We start from the raw sequence: 23,609 nt of genomic DNA on the forward strand, positions 1-23,609 counted from the left end.
GAGATTCCGTCTGCGGTTGGGTACTCACGATAAGTTACCCACCAGTAACTGCGGCCAACTATACCGTTCGGTAACTTCAACGCAAAGCCCCTTCGAGCAAATTTCTGCCAGCTAAGTAACCCAGTGGTTGATTGGGTCCCACTGGTACCAACAAAATAGCTCTGACCTGCGACTTCGTCGGATTGTGATATCGGCCACGAGAACCTGTGAGTCGGCCGATAGGGTGTCTCGAATGAGGCGTGTAGCGGTGTGGGGAACGGGCAACATGGGGTCGACGGCGATCCGTTCGGTGACGGCCTTTCCAGGGCTGGAATTGGCCGGTGTGATCACCTCATCGCCGGACAAGGAAGGCAGGGACGCGGCGACGTTCGCCGGGCTGGACTCACCCACCGGCGTCACCGCCACCACCGACGTCGACGCCGCACTGTCGGTCAGCGATGCCGTGGCCTACATGGCGTCCGGTGACATCCGTCCCGACGACGCGATCAACGACATCGTGCGCTGCCTGCGCGCGGGCGTCCACGTCGTGACGCCGTCGCTGTACTCGCTATACGACCCCCGATCCGCGCCGAAGGAGTGGGTCGACCGCCTGACCGCTGCGGCAGAGGAGGGCGGCGCCACGCTGTTGGTCAGTGGCGTCGACCCGGGTTGGGCCAACGACGCGCTGGCCGTGATGGCGGCCGGGCTGTGCACGCGGATCAAGACCATTTACTGCCAGGAGATCTTCGACTACTCGACCTACGACCAGCCCTATGCGGTCAAGGTGTCGTGCGGATTCGGCGGATCCATGGATGAGATGCCGATGATGCTGTTGCCCTCCATCCCGACCATGGTCTGGGGCGGCAACATCCGGCTCATCGGCCGCGGCCTGGGGCTCGAGATCGACGAGATCACCGAAGAGCTCGAGCGGCTGCCTCTCGAGGAATCGGTCGACACCGTGATGGGGCCCTTCGAGAAGGGCACGCAAGGCGCGTTCTGGCTGAAGATCATCGGCTGGTCGGGTGGCAAGAAGCGGATCGTCGTCGACCACATCACCCGTATCCACCCGTCCTGTGCGCCGCAGTGGCCACAGCCCGACGAGGGTGCGGGCGACCACCGCGTCGTGGTCGACGGCGACCCGCAGCTCACCATCGTCAGCCGTGCCGATCTGCCTGGCGGCAACCGCGCCGGCGGCGGCAATACGACGGCCGCCAACCGGCTGCTCGGCGCCATCGAGTGGCTGGCCACCCAGAAGCCTGGCATCTACGACGGCCTGGACGTTCCGCTGCACACGCCGCTACCGGATGAAGTCGAGGCGACGCGCTGGGCCGATTGATCGCCGAGGATCAGTCTCCGGATTGGGGAGCCGCCACGGCCTCCGACTCGGCCGACGGTGCACCCTCCTGCGGCGATGCTGGAGATTCGGCATCCGACAGCTGACCCACGAGGTACTCGGCGAGCCCCCCGATGGACGGATAGTCGAATACGGCCGTCGCGTTGATCGTGAACGCGCCGCCGAACTGACTGTGCAGCCGGTTGCGGAGTTCGATCGCCATCAGTGAATCCGTACCAAGGTCCAGGAAGCGGCTGGTTGCCGCGGGCGGTTGCGCGAGCCGCAGGAAGTTCTGCACCTCGCGCTGAAGGAACTCGGTCACGAAACTGGCGCGCTGCGCCACCGGGATCTCCTGCAGTTGCTTGAGCAACTCGCTGTCACCGGTCACCTCCCCGACGGCACTTGGCAACACGAGGTCGAGAATCGGCGGACGCGAACTGCCAAGCACCTTCGCGGCACGTTGCCAGTTGGCCTTGATGACGGTTGCCTGCCCGGTTCCGTTGGCGACAACCTCGGCGAGTGCGGCCAGCGCGACCGAGGGCTCCAGTGGGATCAGGCCTTGCGCACCGATATTGGCGCGCGCCGCCTCCGACGATGCCATGCCACCCTGGGCCCACGGGCCGAAGTTGACTCCGGTCGCAGGCAGACCTCTCGCCCTTCTCTGCGCGACGAGTCCGTCGAGCAGCGCGTTGGCAGTCGAGTAGTTGGACTGTCCTGGTGAACCGAACAAGCTGGACACCGATGAGGACACGATGAAGAAGTCCAGCTCGTCGTCCTCCGTAAGACGGTTCAAGTGGAGGGCGCCGAACGCCTTGGGCGCCAACGTCGTTCGGAAGCGTTCCACGGACTGTTGCGACAGCAGCGCATCGTCGAGCACGCCGGCCAAATGTGCCACTCCGGCGAGCGGCGGCAACTCCGCACGGATGCGGTCCAGCAGCTTCTCGACCTCGGACTCGTCGCCGACATCGGCTGCGAAGGTATGGATGCGGCACTTGTAGCGCTCGGTGAGCTCCGCGATGACCCGTAGCGCATCCGCGTCGGGCGCGCGCCGGCTGGTCAACACGATGTCCCCTGCGCCGAGTTGGGCCAGATACGCGGCCGTGTGCAGACCGATTGCACCGAGTCCGCCGGTGATCAGATAGGTCCGATCGGCACGCGGCTGCAGCGGGGTCGGGATCTGCACCACGATCTTCCCGATGTGCCGCGCTTGCTGCATGCGGCGGAACGCCGCTCTGGCCTCCGTCACTGGATAGATCTCGGCGGGCAGCGGTGCCCACTCGTCCTTCGCCAACCCGTCGGACACCTCGGTCAACAGCCGCTTGATGTGCGCGGGGTTCTGCAGGGTGGTCACGTCCAGTGCGACGATCTCGTAGTCGATGTCGGGACGCGCCGCACCCATCTGCTCGTGCGTCCAGATATCGCGCTTGGCGATCTCGGCGAAACGGCCGTTCTGGGCGGTGGCTCGCACGGTCGCTTCGAGGAACCCCTCGTTGGTCAGGCTGTTGAGCACGACGTCGACTCCGACGCCGTTGGTGTCGGTCAGGATCTGGTCTGCGAAATCCGTTGTGCGCGAGTCGTAGACGTACTTCACGCCCATCTTGCGCAGGGTCTCGCGCTTGTAGGTGCTTGCCGTCGCGAAGACGATGGCGCCGTGCTGCTGCGCCATCTGGATCGCGGCGAGCCCGACGCCGCCGCTGGCGGCGTGGATGAGCACCCGGTCACCGGGTCGCAACTGCGCCCAGTCGAATGCGAGTCGGACCGTGAGCGCCGCGGCGGGAATGGTGGCCGCATCCACCGCGCTCACCCCGTCGGGAATGGGCGCCAGCAACTGGACCGGCACGTTGAACCGGCTGGAGAAGGCGCCCTGCATGAAACCGTAGACGCGCTGGCCGACTTCGAGTCCGGTGACGCCATTACCCAACTGTGTGATGACGCCGGCGAAGTCCCCGCCGATCGGTCCGGGATCACCCGGGTAGAGCCCGAGCACGTTGAGCACGTCGCGGAAGTTGAGACCCGCGGCTTCCACCCGGACCTGTACGTAACCCTCGGCAGGCAGCGGCACGTCCGTCTCGGTCAGCCGCAGGTTGTCGATCGCGCCGCGTTCGGTGGGCGCCAAGACGTAATCGCTGCCGCGCGGCACCGTGAGATGACCGCTGCGCGACCATGGCAGCAACCGCGAGGCCAAGAGCTTGCCTTGCCGCAGTGCGAGTTCCGGCTCGTCAACCGGTGTGGCTAGCAGGTTCGCCAGTGCGTGCACGGCCTCAGGCGATCCGTCGCAATCGACGAGTCGGCAGCGCAGCGCAGGCTCCTCGTTGATCGCCGTGCGCCCGAACCCCCACAGCGCGGCCTGCACCGGATCGACCGGTTCGCCGGACTCGCATGCCACGGCCTGCTCGGTGACGATCCACAGTCCATTCGGAAGTTTCACGCTGCCGTTTTCTGAGCCGCCCTGCACGGTGTGTACGGCGCTCAGCAGGTTGGCGAGCTCGGTCTCGATCCGCTCGGCGACGTCGACGCTCGACTCCTCTGGGCTCCGGCCGGTACTGCGCCAGACGACTCCAGAGAACCCCGCGCCGCGCTGGTGCGCCTGTGCCAACAACGGTCCCAAGAGTTCTGGATCCGAGGTTCGGTCGAAGGGAATGCAGCCAGGCACCTTGTCGGCCAACGCATCGAAATTGGCGATCAACCAGGTGCCGTTCGCCTTCTCGGCGCCGTCGCTTGGAGCCGCCGGTGGCACCTCGTGCCAACCAAGGGTGTACAGCATCCGGGTGACATCGCCACCGAGCCCGCGCAACAACGCCTCGCGGGGCGCGCGTTTGACCGTGAACTCGCGAATTCCACCCAGCTGGTGGCCATCTCGGTCGACGAAATCGAGGTCGAAGACCTGGGTTTCGCTGTCGAGGGCACTCTCGTGCCACCTCGCCCGGCAATAGAACCGCCGAGGCATCTTCTCGCGCAGCGTCACTTGCCCGTACCGCAACGGCAAGTACAGATCGTTCACACCCTGTTCGGCCGCGAGAAGCGCCGGGAACGCAGGGAAGGCGACTCCGGTGCACAGGTCCATCAGCACCGGGTGCATCGGTTCGGTTCCGAGATGTTCGGTGAGTTCTTCGCCGACGACGATGTCACCGATCGCCTCACCCTCACCAAGCCACAGCGACTTCAGGGAACCAGACCAGGTTGGTCCCCATGCCAGCTCCAGGTCGGCGAACGTCCCGAACAGATCCTGAGGACGCATGCGGTTCAGCCGCTCGATTGCCGCGTCGACGGGCTCCGCCTGCTCAGACGCCGGCTCGGCTGTGAGGTCCGAGGCGCCGGTGACGATGGTGCCTTCGGCGTTCAACGACCATTCGGCATCACGGACGCCGTACGGGCGGCTGTGCACCTCGAACGTCGAACTGCTGCCGTTCTCCAGTGGATGCAATGTCAGCTGCACCTCGCGAGAACTCTTCTCGGGCAGGATGATCGGCTCGTAGAAGAAGACATCCTTCACCCCAGCCGGCAGACCGACGGCGGCCAGGGCCATCGCCGCGTACGTCGCCCCTGGGACGACCACGGTGCCGTAGATGACGTGATCGGACAGCCATGGCTGCGATTTGACGGACAACCTGCTGGTGTAGACGGAGTCGCCGGAGGCAAGGTCCTTTGCACTACCGAGAATCCCTGAAGCACCGGAACCGTAACCATCGGAGCCGGCGATGCCGGATGTCTTGGGCCAGAAGCGACGGCGCTGGAACGGATAGGTGGGCAATTCGAGTCTGCGACCTTGCCCACGATGCAGGCTGGCGAAATTGGGCCTGTGGCCACCGACGTAGGCCGCGGCCAGCGCGTCGGCGATCTGGCGCCGGTCGCCAACGCCCTTGCGCAGCGAGACGATCGCCCGCGGCGCGGCCAAGTGCTCCGGCCAGACCTGCACCGCAGCCCCGGTCAGCACCGGTTGCGGACCGAGCTCCATCAACACCGAACTTCCCAGCCCCGCGATGGTGCGCACACTTTCGGCGAATTGCACGGGCTGGCGGGAATGCCGCCGCCAGTACCCCGCGTCGAGCGGGGTCTGGGCCGTGAGTACCGCGCCGGTTCGGTTGCAGACCAGCGGCAACGTCGGTACGGCGAACTGCATCTGCGCGGCGTACTTCTCGAATTCGTCGAGCACCGGATCCAGCAATTCCGAGTGGAAGGCGTGGCTGGTGTCGAGCCAGGTGCAGCGGATCCCCTCGTCCTCGAACTTGGCGACGACCTGTTCCACATCCTCACCTGGACCCGACACGACGGTGTTGGGTCCGTTGTAGGCGGCGATGGATACTCGCGGGAACTCGCTTGCGATCTCCTCGACGTGCTTGGCGTCGGTGAAGACCGCCACCATTCGTCCACCTTCTGGCAGGCTGCCGAACAGCCTGCCGCGCTCGGCCATCAGGCGTGCGCCGTCCTCGAGGCTGAAGACTCCGGCCACGCATGCCGCTGCATACTGGCCAACGCTGTGCCCCAACACCACGTCGGGCTCGATGCCCCACGACTGCCAGAGACGGGCCAGGCCCATCTCGACGGCGAATAGCGCCGGTTGGGCAAACGACGTGTGCCGCAGTGTTTCTTGGGCGTCCTCCGGCACTCTACGATCGCTGGCGAACATTACCTCCAGCAACGGCCGCGGCAGCATGCCCTCGACCGCCTCCGCGCAGCGTGTCACGGTCTCGGCGAAGACCGGCTCCGTGTCGAACAACTCACGCGCCATGCCAGGATGCTGGCTGCCCTGCCCGGTGAACAACCACGTCGTCGTCGGGCGATTCGTGTGCTCGCCACGGACGACACCTGGTCGCAGGCGGTTCTCGGCCAGCTCGGCCAGGCCCTGACGCGCACCCTCGATCGAATCGACGACCAGCGCGGCGCGATGTTCGAAGTGCGAACGGCCTGCCCCAGCGGTGAGGCATACGTCGGCCAGGTCGGCATCCGGGTGGGCGGTCAACCAGGTGTCGTAGCGTTGCGCCAACGCCACCAGTGCTTCCGGTGACCGCGCGGACAGCGCCAGCACGTTGACGGCAGGCTGCGTGTCAGCGCCGAGCTCCGTGGCGATCGCGACGTAGTCAGCCGAGTCTGCAGGTTCCGCCTCTTGCGCAGGCGCTTCCTCGATCAGCACGTGCGCGTTGGTGCCGGTGAATCCGAAGGAACTCACCCCTGCGCGTCGCGGCCTGCCGTTGGCCTGCCACGGAATCGCCTTGTCCACGACCTTCACCGGCAGTGAGTCCCACGGGATGTGCGGCGACGGATTGTCGAAGTGCAGGCTCTGCGGCAGCATTTCGTGCTGCAGTGACAACACGACCTTGATCAGACCTGCTGCGCCAGACGCCGACTCGGTGTGACCGATATTCGATTTCACCGATCCCATCAGCAACGGGCGGTCCGCGTCACGCGACCCGCCGTAGGCGGCTGCGGCGGCTTGCACCTCGATCGGATCGCCAAGCGGGGTGCCCGTCCCGTGCGCCTCGAGGTAGTCGACATCCCCGCCTGCCAGACCGGCGCGAGCCAGCGCCGTCCCGATGAGCCGTTGCTGTGCACCACCATTGGGCACCGTCAAACCACTGGAAGCGCCGTCCTGGTTGACCGCGCTGCCGGAAATGACCGCGCAGACCCGGTCGCCATCGCGCACCGCGTCGCTCAGCCTCTTGAGTACGAGGATTCCGCAACCTTCGCTGCGCACATAGCCGTCGGCGGAAGCGTCGAACGTCTTGCACCGCCCGACTGGCGAAAGCATCCTGGCGCGTGAGGCGGCGACGACCGTCACCGGACTCAGCAAGACGTTCACACCGCCGGCCAGCGCCAAGTCGCAGTCACCGGAGTGCAAGGCCTGGACGGCCTGATGGACGGCCACCAGCGCCGAGCTGCATGCGGTATCGACCGCCATCGCCGGTCCTTCGAGTCCCAGCGCGAAGGCAACCCGACCGGAAATGGCGTTGAGCGCGTTGCCGGTGATGAAGTAGGGCTCGATCTTGTCGATCGACTCCGACGACAGCAGATGCGCGTACTCGTTGGCGGCGACACCCATGAAGATGCCGGTTTGGCTCCCGCGCAGGGCTGCTGGCGAGTATCCGGCCCTTTCGAGACCTTCCCATGCCGTTTCGAGCGTCAGTCGCTGCTGCGGCTCGATCCAGACGGCCTCGCGCGGGGAGATGCCGAAGAATTCGGGATCGAATCCATCGATCCCGTCGAGGAATCCGCCGAAGCGCGTGTAGGTCTTGCCACGAGCCTCTGGATCCGGGTCGTAGAACTCGTCGATGTCGAATCGGTCCTCAGGGACTTCCCGGATCGCGTCGACGCCGCCGAACAGTACGTCCCAGAAGGCTTCAGGGTCGGGCGCGCCGGGGAAACGGCACGACACCGCGACGATCGCGATGGGTTCGTCCGCGGGCGTCGACGCAACTGACGCGAGCTGAGGTTTGGTGGAAGCCTGCGCACTGAGCCCGAGCACCTCGCCGAGCAGGTAGTCGGCCGCGTCGGACACCCTGGGGTGATCCATCACCAGGGTGATCGGGATCTCCTTGCCCACCCCTTGTTCGATGCGGCGCCGCAATTCGACAGCCATCAGCGAATCCATGCCGAGGTCGAAGAATCCCTCGTCCTCGCGGATCTCCGAAGCATCGACGCGCGTCACCTCTGCCACCGCGTCGCGGAGGTAATCCGTCATGAGCTTCTTGCGCTGCTGCACTGGAGCATTGGTGAGCCGCTCGACGAACGGGTTCTTTCCGGACGCGGTTGGCGCAGGCGCCGTTTCGGGCACCTCGCTCTCGAACTCGGCCAGGAATGCGCGTTTCCCGGCCTGCTGGTAGAGCGGAAGGAAACGGGCCCAGTCGATCCGGGCCACGACCCCTTGTGCCGGGCCCTGCGCACCAGAGGTCGCCACGACGTCGGCCAGTCCTGCCAGTGCATCGGCAGGTGACAGTGTCCGGACGCCTCGCTTCTCCAGTCGCGCACGCGACTCCGCGTCGGCCATGCCCGCCGACCATGGACCGAAATTGACGCTGATCCCTGGGATGCCCTGCTCCCGCAGGCGCCAGGCCAGCCCGTCGAGAAAGGCGTTGGCCGCACCGTAGGCGGTCTGACCGAATCCGCCCCACACCGAGGCGATCGAAGAGGTGCTGATGAAGAAGTCCAGCTTCAGGTCGGCGGCCGCTTCACTCAAATGCCAAGCACCCCATACCTTCCCAGCAAAGATGCGATCTACTTCGGAGTCATCAAGGTTGCTCAACGCGGTGGTGCCAAGCTCCCCAGCGGCATGGACGATGCCGGCCAGCGGCGGTAGCTCGGCCCCGACAGTAGCCAAGAGGCGTGCGACGTCGTGCGCATCGGCGACGTCGGCAGCGATGACCCGGAACTCGCAGCCGTGCTGTTCGCCCAGCGCGTCGATGCGCTGTTGCGCGGCATCGCTTGGCGCGCGCCTGCTGGTCAGCACCAGGTGCTTGGCGCCGCGCGCGGCCAGGTATCCGGCGATCTCCAGCCCGATGGATCCGAGGCCTCCGGTCACCAAATACGTTGCGTCATCCCGCAGTTCCAACGGCGTGGCGTTTGGCTGCCCAACCCGACGGACGAGCCGTGGGACATAGACAACGCGTTCACGCAGCGCGATTTGGTCTTCCCTGGAAGCCGACTCGCGCGGCGTTGCCACCACGTGGTCGACGAACCGTGACCATTCGTCGGCAGTGACTCTTCCCGTCGCTGCGCTCGCCCCGGTGCCTGCCGACAAGTCGGCCAGTCCGCCCCACACCTGCGGAACCTCCAGCGCGGCGGCACGACCGAATCCCCACAGGCAACTCTGATCGGGCGACACGGTGTCCGCGTCGGTGACTCGTTGCGCGCCGCGGGTCACCAACCAGATGGGTCTGCGCAACTCAGCGGCGATCGCGGCACGGAAGATCCGCCGTGTTCCGCCAAGGATTCTGTGTTGCATCCGCAACAGTGACCGCATCGACGGTGCATCGCCGGAACCGAGGGCGGCGAAATGCACGATACGTGTCGTCGGATCATCAACTGCCGCAACGCGCAACGTGACCGCGAGCTGTTCCTCGTCCGCGTCGGACGCAGGCAACCCGACGATCCGGTGCCGGTCGCCACGTGCAGTTAGCACGTCGACCAGAGGCTGGACGGCGTCGGGATCATCGCCGATGAGGATCCAGGCGGATCCGTCGCCGGTTTCCGCGCTGGAATTCGGAGCAGTGGATTTCTCCCAGTGGAACTCGTAGCGGTCGTCCGCCGTTGCCTGGGTCATCCGTTGTTGGTTGTGTTGTGCCGCAAGCTTGGTCAGCACGTTCATGGTGTCGTGGTCACCGCTCGCACCGTTGAGCAGGGTCGCGAGTTCTTCGATCCGGCCATCCTCGAGAAGGCGGACGGCTTGGGTACGCGCGGAAACGGGCTGCTGCTGGCTGGCGGGATCACGATTGTCCCGAAACCAGTACTGGCGATGTTCGAACGGGTAGGTGGGCAGGTCGAGCTTTCGCGCGTGCGGCTGCCGGAATGCGGCGAACTCGGGCAGGTGGCCAAGGACGTACGCGTCGGCGACGGCTTCGGTGACCTGTCGGTGGTCGGCGGTGTTCCGACGCAGAGACGCAATCGCGCGCGGTGCGGTGGCCGGGTCGGGCCATGCCCGCAGGGCAGCGGCGGTGAGCACCGGTTGTGGGCCGATCTCGAGCAGCACCTTGCAATTCAGCTCGGCAAGGGTTTGCACGCTCTTGGCGAACTCCACCGGTTGGCGCGCGTGACGACGCCAGTAGGCGCCATCGAGTTTCACACTCCTGCCGAGTGCGGCGCCGGTGCGATTGTCAATCAGAATCCGTTGTGGTGGCGCGAAATTGAATCGTTGTGCATACGACTCGAATTCATCGAGGATCGGGTCGAGCAGCGCTGAGTGGAACGCGTGGCTGGTCTCCAGCCAGTCACACCGGACACCGTCGCCCACCAGCCCGGCCACTGCCTGCTCCAGCTCCCGTGCGGGTCCCGACAGCACGGTGTTGGCGCCGTTGTAGGCGGCAACCGACAGAGTCGGGAACTCGTCGGCGAGGCTCTCGACACGCTCCGCGGCGGCGAACACGGCGACCATCCGACCACCCGCAGGCAAGCTGCCGAAGAGGCGGCCGCGCTCGGCCATCAACAGCGCGCCATCCTCGAGGCTGAATACGCCAGCGACGCAGGCCGCCGAGTACTGGCCAACGCTGTGGCCAAGCACCACGTCGGGTTCGAAGCCCCGCGACTGCCAGAGCCGAGCCAGGCCCAGCTCCACCGCGAACAAGGCGGGCTGTGCATAGGAGGTCTGCCGCAGCGTTTCGTCGCCGTCGCCACCTTCTCCCGTCGCTTCGCTCGCCCCTGTATCGAAAATCACGTCCAACAACGGCTTTTCGAGAACGTCGGCGACCGCTGCCGCGACACGATTCAGCGTCTCGGCGAACACCGGCTCGGTGTCGAACAACTCCCGGGCCATGCCGGGGTACTGGCTGCCTTGACCGGTGAACAGCCACGCCGTCTTCGGCGTGTCATGGGATTCTCCGCGGACCAGACCGGTTGCCGGCCGGTCGTCCGCGAGCGCGCCGAGTAGCTCGATGGCAGATTCCCTCGAATTGACCACCAACGCGGCCCGGTGCTCCAAGTGCGCACGACCCACCCCGGCGGTGAAGCACACGTCGGCCAAGGTGGCCTCCGGGTGCGCGCTCAACCAGCTGCGGTACTGATCGGCGACCTGCAGCAATGCGGCGGGTGTCCGCGCGGAGAGCGGAAGAACGCTGAAGCGCGGAGCCGCCCCGGCGGCGACATCCTGCTCGGGGTCCCCGAGCGAACTGAGTGCGACAGCGGCTGCTTCCTCGGGTGCCTCCTCGAGGATGACGTGCGCGTTGGTCCCAGCAAATCCGAACGAGCTGACTCCCGCAATGCGTGGCAGGCCGTTGCGCTCCCAGGGGGTGGCCTCCTGCACGACCTGCACCGCAAGGCGGTCCCAGGGAATGTGAGGCGACGGGTTCTGAAAGTGGAGGTGCTGTGGCAGTAACTCGTTCTCGAGCGACAGGATGACCTTGATGACACCCGCGATACCCGCGGCTGCTTCCAGGTGTCCGATATTCGTCTTCGCCGAGCCGATCAAGAGTGGCCGATTCGCCTCGCGGCCAACGCCGAACACCGCACCGGCGGCCTGGGCCTCGATCGGATCGCCAAGCGATGTTCCGGTGCCGTGTGCCTCCAGGTATCCGACATCACTGGGTGCGACGCCGGCGCGCTTCAGCGCATCGGCGATAACTCGTTGCTGGGCAACACCGTTCGGCACCGTCAAGCCACCAGATGCGCCGTCCTGGTTGATCGCGCTACCCCGGATCACGGCGCGAATCCGGTCACCGTCGCGGATCGCATCCTCAAGCCGCTTGATGACGATGACGCCGCAACCCTCGCCGCGCACGTAACCGTCTGCGGCCGCATCGAATGTCTTGCATCTCCCGTCGGGCGCGAGCATTTGCGCATGGGAGAAAGTGATCATGGTGGCCGGGGTGAGAAGGACGTTCGCGCCGCCGGCCAGTGCGAGGTCGCATTCTCCCAAGCGCAGCGCTTGGCACGCCTGATGGATTGCCACCAGTGAGGAGCTGCACGCCGTGTCGACGGCGACCGAGGGGCCCTGCAGCCCCAACCGATAGCTGATCCGTCCCGCTGCTGCGGCATTCGACGTCCCGATGGCCAGATAGGCCTCGATCTCGGGGTAAGCCAGCTCGTCGGATGCCATTCCCAGGTAGTCGTGGGTGGCCAAACCCACGAACACGCCGGTGTTGGTGTTGGCCAAAGCCGTTGGCGCGGTGCCCGAATGCTCCACCGCGCGCCACGCCGTCTCCAGCAATAGGCGGTGCTGCGGGTCCATCCACCTGACCTCGCGCGTCGACATGCCGAAGAACGGCGCGTCGAACCCCGTCACGTCGTCGACCAAACCTGCACGGCGGGTCACGACCTTGCCGGGCACGCCGGGTTCAGGGTCGAAGAATTCTTCGACGTCCCAGCGGTCCTTGGACACCTCCGATACCGCGTCACGGCCCTCGCGCAGCACGTCCCAGAACGCGTCGGCATCCGGTGCGCCCGGGAAACGGGCTGCATAGCCGACGATTGCGAAACGCGGGGCTGACTCGATCGGTTGTGGGGCAGAACCCATGCCGTTGTCCCTCCTTGCATCGGCGGTCAGAACGTGACTTTTCGGGACACCTGTCGCGCCCGAGAATCGACTTAACCCCCGACGGACACTATTGCACGCGGACCTGTGCCATGCGCGGCGTCGCGCTCCGGGGTCGGGCCGGCGCGGGCGGCCACCGTCGACCCGAGGGTATGTTGAGCCAGCAACGGGTGATGCTGGCCCCGGAGCCAGCCAATCTGAGAGGACCAAGTTTTGCGCATCGGGAAGATCACGGTGGGTGCACTCGATGAATGGTCGTTGAATGCCGGTTTGGTTACCTCTTGGCATCCCACTGCCGCAGCTCAGGAAACGGCGCGCCGAGCGCCTGTGAGTTCGGTGCCGGTCAGCTACATGCAGCACCAACATCTTCGTAACTACTGCGAACGGACGGCCGAGGGACTGAACTTCTCCCGGCAAATCATCGCGAGCTGTGAGATGGCCGGCCAATGCGATATTTCAGCCATGGATCATGCCGTCAACGCCTACCTGCGTCGGCACGACACGTTCCGCAGCTGGTTCGAACAGTCCGGTGATGGACAGTTCATCCGGCATGCGATCGACGATCCGGCTGAGATTGAATTCGTGCCGATCGATCAGGGCACCATGACGGTTGACGAAATACGCGCTCACGTCGTCGCCATACCGAATCCGTTGGAGTGGGGCTGCTTTACTTTCGGCATAATCCAGAACGAGAGCCACTTTACGTTCTTTGCCGCCATGGATCACGTGCACGGGGATGCGACGTTGATCGGCACGACGATGATGGAAGCCAACGGAATGTATTCGTCGTTGAGCGCAAGCGGCCAGGCCCTTACCCTGCCCGATGCCGGTAGCTTTGACGACTTTTGTGTTCGCGAGCGCGAGTACACGTCTGCATTGACGGTGGATTCGCCGGGGGTACGCACGTGGATTGACTTCGCTGAGAACAACACTGCTGGCTTTCCCGAATTCCCGCTTCCTCTTGGTGACCCGAAGAAGTCGACCAGCAGTGCCATGACCTCCGAAATTCTGATGGACACGCCACAGACCGAACGCTTCGAGTCAGCATGTACGGCGGCCAGTGCGCGCTTCGTCGGCGGCTTGTTCGCCTGTCTCGGCCTCGTGGAGCACGAGTTCACCGGTGCGCTCACGTATTACGGGCTCACTCCGAGGGATTCCCGCACTGCCAGCGACAATTTCATGACTCAGGGTTGGTTTACCGGCTTGATCCCGATCGTTGTCCCGATAGCGGCGACCTCTTTCAGCGACGCGGCATGGGCAGCGCAGACTTCTTTCGATTCGGGCCTGGACATGTCGAGGGTGCCGTATTACCGCGTATTGGAGTTGGCGCCGTGGTTGAACTGGCCACGGGCGAACTTTCCGGTGGCGAACTTCTTTCACGGTGGCGCTGCTCCGCTCAACGGCATTCTCGCCGCCGCCGACATGGGCCTTGCGAACAATATCGGGATCTACCCCGACGACCGGTTCTCATATCAATTGACGATCTACATATTCCGTTACGGGGAGGGCACGGTCATGGCGATGATGCATCCCGACAATCCGGTGGCCCAGAAATCAGTTACCCGCTACATGGAGGCGATGAGGTCGGTGGCCGTGCGGGTCGCTGACAGCGGGCACTGGGGACGCGTCGCATAGCGTGGGGTCATTCCGGGTGAAGGCGAGGGCGAGGTGACGGCGACATGCGGCGGCTAGCCGATCTCGTGGCGCGATGGCCCTGGATGGTGATCGGGGTCTGGATCGTGATGGCGGTCGCCCTGCCGCTGGCGGTCCCGTCGCTCGGCGAGATGGCTCAGAAGCATCCGCTCGCCATCTTGCCAAGCGATGCCCCGTCGAGTGTCACCGCAGCAAAGATGGTCGAGGCGTTTCACGAACCGGGCAACGACGACCTCCTGTTGGTGGCGTTGATCAACGAGAACGGGCTGGGACCCACCGACGAAGCTACCTACCGCAAGCTGGTGGACGCGCTGCACGACGACGTGACAGATGTCGTCTCGGTGCAGGACTTCGTCAATACGCCACAACTGCGAGAGTTCCTGACGAGTCAGGACAAGAAGACCTGGGTGCTGCCGGTGGGCCTCGCGGGTGAGTTGGGCACGCCGCGAGCGTTCGAATCGTTCAACCGGGTGGCCGACGTCGTCAGACACAACGTTGCCGGTAGTTCCCTTACGGTGCACCTCACCGGGCCGGCGGCCACCGTCGCGGACCTCACCGTCGCGGGTGAACAGGATCGGCTACCGATCGAGCTCGCGATCGGGGTCTTGGTTCTCATCGTGCTGTTGTTGGTCTACCGCAACGTGGTCACGATGCTGCTGCCGCTGGTGACGATCGGGTCGTCCCTGGTAATCGCACAGGCAGTGGTGGCGGGCTTCTCCCAGTTGACTGGGGCGGGCATCTCGAACCAGTCGATCGTGTTCCTGAGCGCGATCATGGCAGGCGCGGGAACGGACTACGCGGTCTTTCTCATCAGCCGCTATCACGACTACGTGCGGTCGGGTATGGACTCCGACCAGGCGGTCAAGGCGGCAATGATCTCGATCGGGAAGGTGATCACCGCCTCCGCCACCACGGTGGGGATCACTTTCCTCCTATTGAGCTTCGCCAAGATGGGCGTGTTCAGAACGGTCGGAATCTCGTCGGCGATTGGCATCGGCGTCGCATTCCTGGCCGGAGTGACTCTGCTGCCGGCGATTCTGGTGCTCGCCGGGCCGCGCGGCTGGGTCAAGCCACGGCGCGAACTGACTGCTCGATTCTGGCGACGTTCCGGGATCCGCATCGTGCGCAGGCCGGTGGCGCACCTGGTTGCCAGTCTGCTCGTCCTGGCCATCCTGGCCAGCCTCGCGACGTTCGCCAAATACAACTACGACGATCGAAAGGTCGTGGCGGCGTCGGCGCCGAGTTCGATCGGGTACGCAGCGCTGGAACGCCACTTCCCGATCAATCAGTCCATTCCCGAGTACATCCTCGTTCAGTCGCCGCAGGACCTGCGTACCCCGCGGGCTCTTGCGGATCTGGAGCAGATGGCTTCGCGCGTCGCACAGTTGCCCAACGTCGGTCTGGTCAGCGGCATCACCCGACCCCTTGGAGACGTGCCGCCGGAGTTTCGGGCCACGTATCAGGCCGGGCTCGTCGGCACCCGGCTGGCCGACGGTTCCAACCAGATCGGGCAGCGCACCGGAGACCTCAACCGACTGGCGGCCGGGGCCAACACGCTGGCCGGCAGCCTCGGTGACGTGCGCGCACAGATCAACAAGATCGTGCCGAGTATCCAGAGTCTGGTCACTGAGTTCTCCTCGATGAGGACCCAATACGGTGGAGACAAGCTGGTGCGGGACGTCGACAACGCGGCCAAGCTCGTCGACAGCATCAACGCGCTCGGCAATTCCATGGGCGTGAACTTCACCGCAGGCAAGAACTTCTTCGCCTGGATCGGTCCGGTCCTCATGGCGCTGGACGGCAACGCGATCTGCGACGCCAATCCCTCTTGCAGCGACACCCGCACGCAGTTTCGGAACCTGGTCGACCCGAGTAACGCCGGAAACCTCGACCAGATCAACGACCTCGCGCACCAGTTGCAGGGCTTCGGTGACCGGCAGACGCTCAACACCACGGTGAACAAGCTGAACGGTGCGCTCACCAACGTCGCCAATGCCGTCAACGCGATGGGCCTGAACAAGCCGGGCGGACCGCAGGCGGGCCTGGCCCAGCTGAAGCAGAACGCCGACCGGCTGGCCGGCGGAAGCCAGCAAGTGGCAGGCGGAGTGGACCAACTCATCGATCAGATCAAGCTAGTGGCCTCCGGACTCGACGAGGCATCGGCATTTCTGTTGACGATGAAGGACAACGCCGCGGACCCGTCACAGGCGGGGTTCAACATTCCGCAACAAGTGCTGAATCTGCCGGACTTCCAGAAGGCGGCCAAGGCGTTCATCTCACCAGACGGCCACTCGGTGCGGTACCTGGTTCAAACCAAACTCAACCCGTTCAGCTCCGAGGCGATGGATCAGGTCAACGAGATCAGTGACATCGCTCATGGCGCCCAGCCGAACACCACACTGTCAGACGCGACGATCTCGATGGGCGGGTTCCCCGCCGCGCTGCGGGACACGCGCGACTACTACGAGCACGACATCCGATACATCATCATCGCGACCCTCATCGTCGTCCTGCTGACCCTGATGGCGCTGCTGCGTGCGATCGTCGCACCCCTTTATCTCGTCGGGTCCGTGGTGATTTCCTACTTCGCGGCAATCGGCATCGGCGTGTGTGCGTTCCAATTCATCCTCGGTCAACAGTTGCATTGGAGCGTGCCCCCGTTGGCCTTCGTGGTGCTGGTCGCAGTGGGCGCCGACTACAACATGCTGTTGGTGTCGCGAATGCGGGACGAGTCTGCGCACAGCATGCGATACGGCATCATTCGCACCCTGGGTTCGACGGGCGGGGTGATCACCGCGGCGGGACTGATCTTCGCCGCCTCCATGGGCGGGCTCTTGTTCTCCAGCATCGGTATCGTGATCCAGGGCGGTTTCGTGATCGCCGTGGGAATCCTGCTGGATACCTTCGTGGTCCGCACCATCACGGTGCCCGCCATCGCAGCATTGGTCGGGCGGGCCAACTTTTGGCCGTCAGAAGTCGGCGCGCGGCGGTCGACGCCGCGCGCACCAGCCGAGCAGTCGAGTTAGCGCAGGCCCGCCATGTATGTGAAACTACGAAACGAAACCGAGCGGTCAGGAGTAGGGATGAAGAAACTCCTTACGGTGCTGGTTTGTATCAGTGTCACAGGGTGTTTCGGCGTCGGGAGCGCGACTGCCGATGACTCGCTGGCTCCACGGCCGCCTGCGCCAGGGACGCCAGACCCCGGGACCGCGTACGCCCTTGGCGGCGCCCACGTGCTCGGTATTCCCTACGACGAGTACATCCGTCGCACGGGCGCGGAGTGGTTCCCTGGGATGAAGCGGGTGAAGGTCGACTATCCCGCAGGGCAGGTGCAGGGACATGTCCTGGAGCGTCTGTTTCCCGGCATCGGCCGGGTGGGGGAGGACATCTATCCCGGCATTGGTCTCGACGGCCCCAGTATCGGCGAGTCGATCGACATCGGAGAACCAAACCTCGAGACGGCCATCCGCAGTGGAGGCCACGGGACGGCAATGGGGTTGTCCGAGGGAGCGCTGGTGCTCAACGCCGTGAAGGCGCAGCTGGCAAATGATCCGACCGCTCCGCCGCCAGATCAATTGAGCTTCGCGACGTTTGGCGACCCGATCGCGCAGTCCCCCTTCGGGGAGAGTTTCCTGACCCAGATGTTTCCCGTCGGGAGCGTCGTGCCTGCGATGGACTACCGCATCCCCGCTCCGGTGGAGAGCCAGTACCACACCGATCAGTTCGTCTCTGCCTACGACAGCATCGCCGACTTTCCCGACCGGCCGGACAACCTGTTTGCCCTAGCCAACTCGATCGCCGGCTTGGCTACCGGTCACACCGCGATCGCGTTCACCAACCCGAGCAATGTTCCGCCGCAGAACATCATCACGACGGTCAACTCAAAGGGTGGAACGACGACGACGTACATGGTTCCCGAGCAGCACCTTCCCATCGTGCTGGCGTTCAAGTACCTCGGGTACAAGGAGGACACCCTCAATCAGCTTGACGCGATACTGATGCCGCGGGTGAATGCGGGCTATTCGCGCAACGACGATCCGGCGACTGCACCGGTCCAAGTGGATCCAGTGCACGGCTTCGACCCAATGCAGGTCACCGAAGGGGCCAACGAGGCGACGTTCGGCGGCGGCACCGACCCCATGTCAACGCTTGTCAACGGGGCGATGTCCCTGTTCACAAACGGCGCGCACTAGTAACGGACGTGACGTGACGCCTAGACCTCAATCGACCATTCTCTCGATGCTGCATGGACGCGCCAGTCTGCGTCCCGATGACGTGGCATTCAGCTTCACCGACTACGCACTGGACCCGGCGGGTGTTACCGAGAGTCTCACGTGGGCGCAGGTGTCCCACCGCACGATGAACGTGGCACGCGAGCTCAGCCTTCATGCGTCTGTCGGAGACCGGGCAGTGATCCTGGCTCCGCAGAGTCTTGACTACATTCTGGCTTTCCTGGGATCCATGCAGGCTGGGCTGATCGCAGTGCCGCTCCCCCTGCCGCATCGCGGCTCGAGTCACGAGCGTGTGGGCGCGATCTTTGCCGACACGTCGCCCGCGGTCGTGCTCACCACCTCCGCGGTCGCTGGCGATGTCGGCGATTACGTTGATCAAGCACGCCTGGACGCCGTTCCGAAGATCGTCGAAATCGATTCGATGAATCTGGACGTCGAGCTCGGACCAAGCATCGAGACGGCTGATGTGCCCAGCATCGCGTATTTGCAGTACAGCTCGGGTTCGACCCGGCTGCCAACCGGGGTCATGATCTCGCACCGCAATCTCCAGGTGAATTTCGAGCAGCTGATGCGAATCTATTTTGCGGATTCGCACATCAGCACCACCGGCGCCACTTTCGTGTCGTGGTTGCCCTTCTACCACGACATGGGTTTGGTGCTTGGCATCTGCGCCCCCATCCTGAGCGGCCATCATGGCGCATTGACGAGCCCGGTTGCGTTCTTGGAGAGGCCCTCCAGATGGATGCGAGCACTGGCCGAGAATTCTCACGCCTTTTCGGCGGCGCCCAACTTCGCCTTTGGCCTGGCCGCCCGCAAAACCACCGACGGCGACCTTGCCGGACTCGACCTCGGCGGGGTGCTGGGCATCATCAACGGCGCCGAACGTGTCGACCCGGCCACTTTGGAACGCTTCACGGATCGGTTCGCTCACTTCAACTTTCGGGACCACATGCTGCGTCCTTCCTACGGACTGGCGGAGGCGACCGTCTTCGTCGCGGCCGGCACCTGGAGTGAATCGTCGCAAGCGGCGCACTTCGATGTCGAAGAGCTATCCGTGGGGCGCGTTAAGCGGTGTGCGGCAAGCAGTGGCACGGCACTGGTGAATTACAAAGTGCCGCAATCGCCCACGGTACGGATCGTCGACAGCGACACACGCCGCGAGTGCCCACCGGACTTGGTTGGCGAGATCTGGGTCCATGGCGACAATGTCGCGGCCGGCTACTGGAGCAGGCCACCGGAGGAGCAGCTGTGCTTTGGCGCAACCCTCGTCGACGCTTCGCAGGGCACGCCAGATGGCCCCTGGCTGCGAACCGGTGACCTTGGTTTCATCTCCGAGGGTCAGCTGTTCATCGTCGGCCGTATCAAGGATCTGCTGATCATCCGTGGCCGTAACCACTACCCCGAGGACATCGAGGCGACGGTTCACGAGATCACACGCGGTCGGGTCGCAGCGATATCGGTCTCGCTGGACAGCACCGAGAAGCTGGTCACCGTCATCGAGGTCAAGAAGCAGGGTGATTCCGAGGCGATGAACTGGCTCAGCGGGGTCAAGAGCGACGTCACCTCTGCGATATCCAATGCGCACGGCTTGAACGTCGGGGATCTCGTTCTGGTACCGCCAGGTTCGATTCCCACCACGACTAGCGGCAAGATTCGGCGCGCCGCCTGCGTCGAGCAGTACAGCCAGAATCAATTCAGCCGATTGGACGCCTAAGCCGCCAGCGGCCGGGCTCGACACCTACAGTCCGGCCAACCCCGCTCCGAGCAGCACGCAGCCGACCACGGCCAGCAAGACGGCGACGTCGCGGCGGCGTCGCCTCCGCACCCAGTCCTGCAGTGCCGACATCGTCGCGCGCGTGCGGTCCGGGGCGACGAGGTAGGCGAGCAGCGGGAGTTCCACGAACCCGAATGCCACCACGTTGAACAGCAGCAGGGCGCCGAACTGGGCGGTCGCGGCGGCGCCGGAGGCGACGATGAGTGCCAGCACGGCGAGATAGTCGACGGACGGCAGGGCGATGCCGAGGCCCGCGACCCCCGCGGTCCACAGCGAGCGGTCGTTGAGCAGTCGGCGAGTGCGCGTCGCGAGCGGTCCGGTTCTTCGCTCGACCCGGCCCGCACTTTCGTCGTCGCGGCGACCCCTCAACGCGCTTGCTGCCACTACTGCGGCGTAGCCGAGCAGCACCGCGCCGACCACGATCTGCACCCTTGGCAGGGTGAAATGGGCTGACCCCAGCGCTGGCCGGAGCAGGAACAGCACGACCACGCCCACCGCGATGCCCATCGCGAAGCCGCCTGCGAGGAAGACGAGAAGTTGGAGCAGCGGCCGGGGTCGGTTGATCATCACCACCGTCATCGCGATCCGGAACGGCTCCAGACTCACCGCAACGGCCATCAACAGGAGTGTGATCCACATGATGAGGTGACGGTTTGTCGAGCTTCGCTTAGCCGCGCAGCACGGACAGAAGGGACGGCGCGGGCATGAGCGTCAGGTTACCGCCCCAGTTCGACCGACATCCGGCCGCTTGCATTCACGACGATTGCGACCCTGGCGGGTGCCGGGGTTTCCAGCCATCATGGCGACGTGAGCTCCGTGCGGACCGCCCTGCCCGTGGTCGACCTCCGCGACGATCCCATCGCGTTGCGTCGGCAGCTACGCACGGTCGCCCACGAGGTCGGCTTCTTCTACCTCACCGGCCACGGCGTCTCCGAGGATCTGACTGATCGACTGTTGACCGAGGCACGTCGGCTGTTCGCACTGCCCGACGCCGACAAGGACGCGGTCGCGATGCGCAACAGCCCGCACTTCCGCGGCTACACGCGGCTCGGGGGCGAACTCACCGGTGGCGTCGTCGATTGGCGCGAACAGATCGACATCGGAGCGCAGCGGGCTCCGATCGGAGGTCCTGGCAAGCCCGATTACCTGTGGCTGCAGGGCCCCAACCAGTGGCCGCCTGCGCTGCCCGAGTTGCCTGCCGTGATCGCCGAATGGGACGCCGCGCTGGCCGAGGTCGGGCGAACGTTGTTGCGGCACTGGGCCATATCGCTGGGCAGCCCGGCCGACGTGTTCGACGACGCGTTCGCCGACACCCCTGCGACCTTGATCAAGATCGTCCGTTATCCCGCGCAGGCGGACACCCCGCAGGGCGTCGGCGCACACCGCGACGCGGGCGTGCTGACGCTGCTACTGGCCGAGCCGGGGAGCAGTGGTCTCGAGGTCCGCGGACCCCCCGGGGCGAGCGAAGCGACGGGAAATGGGGCAGGGGAGTGGATCGACGTGGATCCAGTGCCCGGCGCGTTCATCGTCAACATCGGCGAGATGCTCGAGGTCGCCAGCGGCGGATATCTTCGTGCCACAGAACACCGGGTGCGCCTGTCGTCGCATGAGCGCGTCTCGGTGCCCTATTTCTTCAACCCTCGACTCGACGCCGCCATGCCGGTGCTCGAGTTGCCCGACGACCTGGCCGCGCATGCCCGCGGCGTCAGCGTCGATCCGGCCAATGAGCGGATCTTCTCGATCTACGGCCGGAATGCGTGGAAGAGCAGGCTGCGGGCTCATCCTGACGTGGCAGCCCGGCATGGGTACGGGCGGGCGTAGCGGGGTGGGCCATCAAATCTCGTGTGAAGATGGAGTTGATATGAGCGGCATCGAGCTGAGCCCAGCGTCTCTGCGTGAGGCATACGGCCATTTCCCATCGGGAGTCATCGCGATCGCGGCGGAAGTCGACGGCGTCCGCGTCGGGCTCGCCGCGAGCACCTTCGTTCCCGTCTCCCTCGACCCGCCGTTGGTGTCGTTCTGCGTGCAGAACACGTCGACCACGTGGCCCAAGCTCAAGGATCTGCCGTTCCTGGGGATCAGCGTGCTCGGCGAGTCGCACGACGCCGCCGTGAAGTCACTCGCCGCGAAGACGGGCGACCGGTTCGCCGGGCTGGACACCAAGTCGACCGAGCGCGGCGCGCTATTCATCCACGGCACCAGCGTGTGGCTGGAGAGCGCCATCGAGCAGCTCGTCCCGGCAGGCGATCACACCATCGTGGTGCTGCGGGTGCACGAGATCACGGTGCACGACGACGTCGCGCCCATCGTCTTTCACCGCAGCACGTTCCGCCGCCTCGGCAGCTAGCTATAGCTAGGGACCACCCCACCCCGTCCGCGAAATCAACGTTTTGCAGGAAAAGTGCGAGTAGCGGCCTGCAAAACGTTCATCTCGCGGTGTGCCGTGGCTGTCGGGCTAGGACGTCAAGGGCGGGCGCCAAGCTCCTCGCGATAGCCGTCGATGCGCCGCTCGATCTCGGCCGCGTCGGCGGGTCTGCCCTCCTTGCGCGCCAGCTCAGCGCGTGCGGAGAGTTCGCGGATCGCGGTGCGAATGTCGTTGACGCTCTGGGTTTCTCCAGTGCTCATTGGCTGCCCTTCGTCGTTGATTGGCTGCTGCCACGAGAATACCCGCGTTTGGTTCGCGTCCAACCCTCCAACGTGAACTAGCTGGGGCGTTATCTCCGGAAGAGCTTGTTCCCGAGCCACACCACCGGGTCGTACTTGCGGTCGGCGACGCGCTCCTTCATCGGGATCAGCGCGTTGTCGGTGATCTTGATGTGTTCGGGGCAGACCTCGGTACAGCACTTGGTGATGTTGCAGTAGCCAAGGCCGAACTCCTCCTGGGCCATGTCCTTGCGGTCCAGCACGTCCAGCGGATGCATGTCGAGTTCGGCGACGCGCATCAGGTAGCGCGGCCCGGCGAACGCCTGCTTGTTCTCCTCGTGGTCACGCACCACGTGGCAGGTGTTCTGGCACAGGAAGCACTCGATGCACTTGCGGAACTCCTGGGACCGCTCGACGTCCACCTGCTGCATCCGGTAGTCGCCCGGCTGCAGATCCTTCGGCGGCGTGAACGACGGGACCTCGCGCGCCTTGGTGTAGTTGAAGGACACGTCGGTGACGAGGTCGCGCATCACGGGGAACGCGCGCAACGGCGTGATGGTGACGGTCTCGCTCTCGTCGAACGTCGACATTCTGGTCATGCACAGCAGCCGGGGACGGCCGTTGATCTCTGCCGAGCAGGAGCCGCACTTGCCTGCCTTGCAGTTCCATCGCACCGCCAGATCGCCTGCCTGGGTGGCCTGGATCCGGTGGATGATGTCGAGGACGACCTCGCCCTCGTTGACCTCGACGGTGTAGTCCTGCAGTCCACCGCCGGTGTCGTCGCCGCGCCAGACCCGCATGCTCGCTTGATAGGCACCCATC

At 65.0% G+C, this 23,609-nt stretch carries 11 protein-coding genes; 7 read left to right on the top strand and 4 right to left on the bottom strand.

All coding sequences use genetic code 11. The features are described from left to right. The first annotated feature begins 232 nt into the window (after positions 1-232). Positions 233-1,315 carry a dihydrodipicolinate reductase gene (locus HNP02_RS16950; protein ID WP_184440421.1) on the top strand — a complete coding sequence of 361 codons (1,083 nt, stop codon included), beginning with the start codon at positions 233-235 and terminating at the stop codon, positions 1,313-1,315. A gap of 10 nt (positions 1,316-1,325) precedes the next feature. Here HNP02_RS16950 and HNP02_RS16955 read toward each other — a convergent pair whose 3' ends face one another. Continuing rightward, positions 1,326-12,467: a type I polyketide synthase gene (locus tag HNP02_RS16955; protein ID WP_184440423.1), complete on the bottom strand. Its 11,142-nt coding sequence runs from the start codon at positions 12,465-12,467 to the stop codon at positions 1,326-1,328. A gap of 231 nt (positions 12,468-12,698) precedes the next feature. On the opposite strand from HNP02_RS16955, the gene HNP02_RS16960 reads away from it, so the two are divergent. From HNP02_RS16960 to HNP02_RS16975, 4 genes are read left to right on the top strand one after another with little or no spacing between them, the layout of a single operon-like run. Continuing rightward, positions 12,699-14,120 (top strand): condensation domain-containing protein, encoded by a 1,422-nt coding sequence (locus HNP02_RS16960; RefSeq protein ID WP_184440425.1) that lies wholly within the window; start codon positions 12,699-12,701, stop codon positions 14,118-14,120. 44 nt (positions 14,121-14,164) lie between these two features. Then, positions 14,165-17,164, top strand: a complete 3,000-nt coding sequence (locus HNP02_RS16965) for an RND family transporter (protein ID WP_184440427.1) — start codon at positions 14,165-14,167, stop codon at positions 17,162-17,164. Positions 17,165-17,221: 57 nt separating this feature from the next. Beyond that, on the top strand, positions 17,222-18,331 hold the full coding sequence (gene pe / locus HNP02_RS16970; RefSeq protein WP_184440429.1) for an acyltransferase PE: 1,110 nt from the start codon (positions 17,222-17,224) through the stop codon (positions 18,329-18,331). 13 nt (positions 18,332-18,344) lie between these two features. Then, positions 18,345-20,084 carry an AMP-binding protein gene (locus HNP02_RS16975; protein WP_184440431.1) on the top strand — a complete coding sequence of 580 codons (1,740 nt, stop codon included), beginning with the start codon at positions 18,345-18,347 and terminating at the stop codon, positions 20,082-20,084. Positions 20,085-20,108: 24 nt separating this feature from the next. Here the strand turns inward: HNP02_RS16975 and HNP02_RS16980 are convergent, their stop codons facing one another. Beyond that, positions 20,109-20,783, bottom strand: a complete 675-nt coding sequence (locus HNP02_RS16980; protein WP_184440433.1) for a GAP family protein — start codon at positions 20,781-20,783, stop codon at positions 20,109-20,111. Positions 20,784-20,951: 168 nt separating this feature from the next. Here HNP02_RS16980 and HNP02_RS16985 point away from each other — a divergent pair, with 168 nt between their 5' ends. Both HNP02_RS16985 and HNP02_RS16990 read left to right on the top strand, forming a co-directional pair. Next, complete coding sequence (locus tag HNP02_RS16985) at positions 20,952-21,965, top strand: isopenicillin N synthase family oxygenase (RefSeq protein ID WP_184440435.1); 1,014 nt, start codon at positions 20,952-20,954, stop codon at positions 21,963-21,965. 40 nt (positions 21,966-22,005) lie between these two features. After that, positions 22,006-22,491 carry a flavin reductase family protein gene (locus tag HNP02_RS16990; protein WP_184440437.1) on the top strand — a complete coding sequence of 162 codons (486 nt, stop codon included), beginning with the start codon at positions 22,006-22,008 and terminating at the stop codon, positions 22,489-22,491. A gap of 116 nt (positions 22,492-22,607) precedes the next feature. Here HNP02_RS16990 and HNP02_RS16995 read toward each other — a convergent pair whose 3' ends face one another. Both HNP02_RS16995 and HNP02_RS17000 read right to left on the bottom strand, forming a co-directional pair. Beyond that, positions 22,608-22,769, bottom strand: coding sequence for a hypothetical protein (locus tag HNP02_RS16995; protein WP_184440439.1), 162 nt, complete (start codon positions 22,767-22,769; stop codon positions 22,608-22,610). Between the two features lie 89 nt (positions 22,770-22,858). Then, entirely contained in the window at positions 22,859-23,608 is a 750-nt protein-coding gene (locus HNP02_RS17000) for a succinate dehydrogenase/fumarate reductase iron-sulfur subunit (protein ID WP_184440441.1), read from the bottom strand. Between the last annotated feature and the right edge of the window lies 1 nt (position 23,609).

Source organism: Mycobacterium sp. AZCC_0083 (genome assembly GCF_014202335.1).
Lineage (GTDB): Bacteria > Actinomycetota > Actinomycetes > Mycobacteriales > Mycobacteriaceae > Mycobacterium.

Coding starts and splice junctions, on each gene's coding strand:
- HNP02_RS16965 (WP_184440427.1), top strand. CDS start 14,165: ATGCGGCGGCTAGCCGATCTCGTGGCGCGATGGCCCTGGATGGTGATC.
- HNP02_RS16980 (WP_184440433.1), bottom strand. CDS start 20,783: ATGTGGATCACACTCCTGTTGATGGCCGTTGCGGTGAGTCTGGAGCCG.
- pe (WP_184440429.1), top strand. CDS start 17,222: ATGAAGAAACTCCTTACGGTGCTGGTTTGTATCAGTGTCACAGGGTGT.
- HNP02_RS16995 (WP_184440439.1), bottom strand. CDS start 22,769: ATGAGCACTGGAGAAACCCAGAGCGTCAACGACATTCGCACCGCGATC.
- HNP02_RS16990 (WP_184440437.1), top strand. CDS start 22,006: ATGAGCGGCATCGAGCTGAGCCCAGCGTCTCTGCGTGAGGCATACGGC.
- HNP02_RS16955 (WP_184440423.1), bottom strand. CDS start 12,467: ATGGGTTCTGCCCCACAACCGATCGAGTCAGCCCCGCGTTTCGCAATC.
- HNP02_RS16950 (WP_184440421.1), top strand. CDS start 233: ATGAGGCGTGTAGCGGTGTGGGGAACGGGCAACATGGGGTCGACGGCG.
- HNP02_RS17000 (WP_184440441.1), bottom strand. CDS start 23,608: ATGGGTGCCTATCAAGCGAGCATGCGGGTCTGGCGCGGCGACGACACC.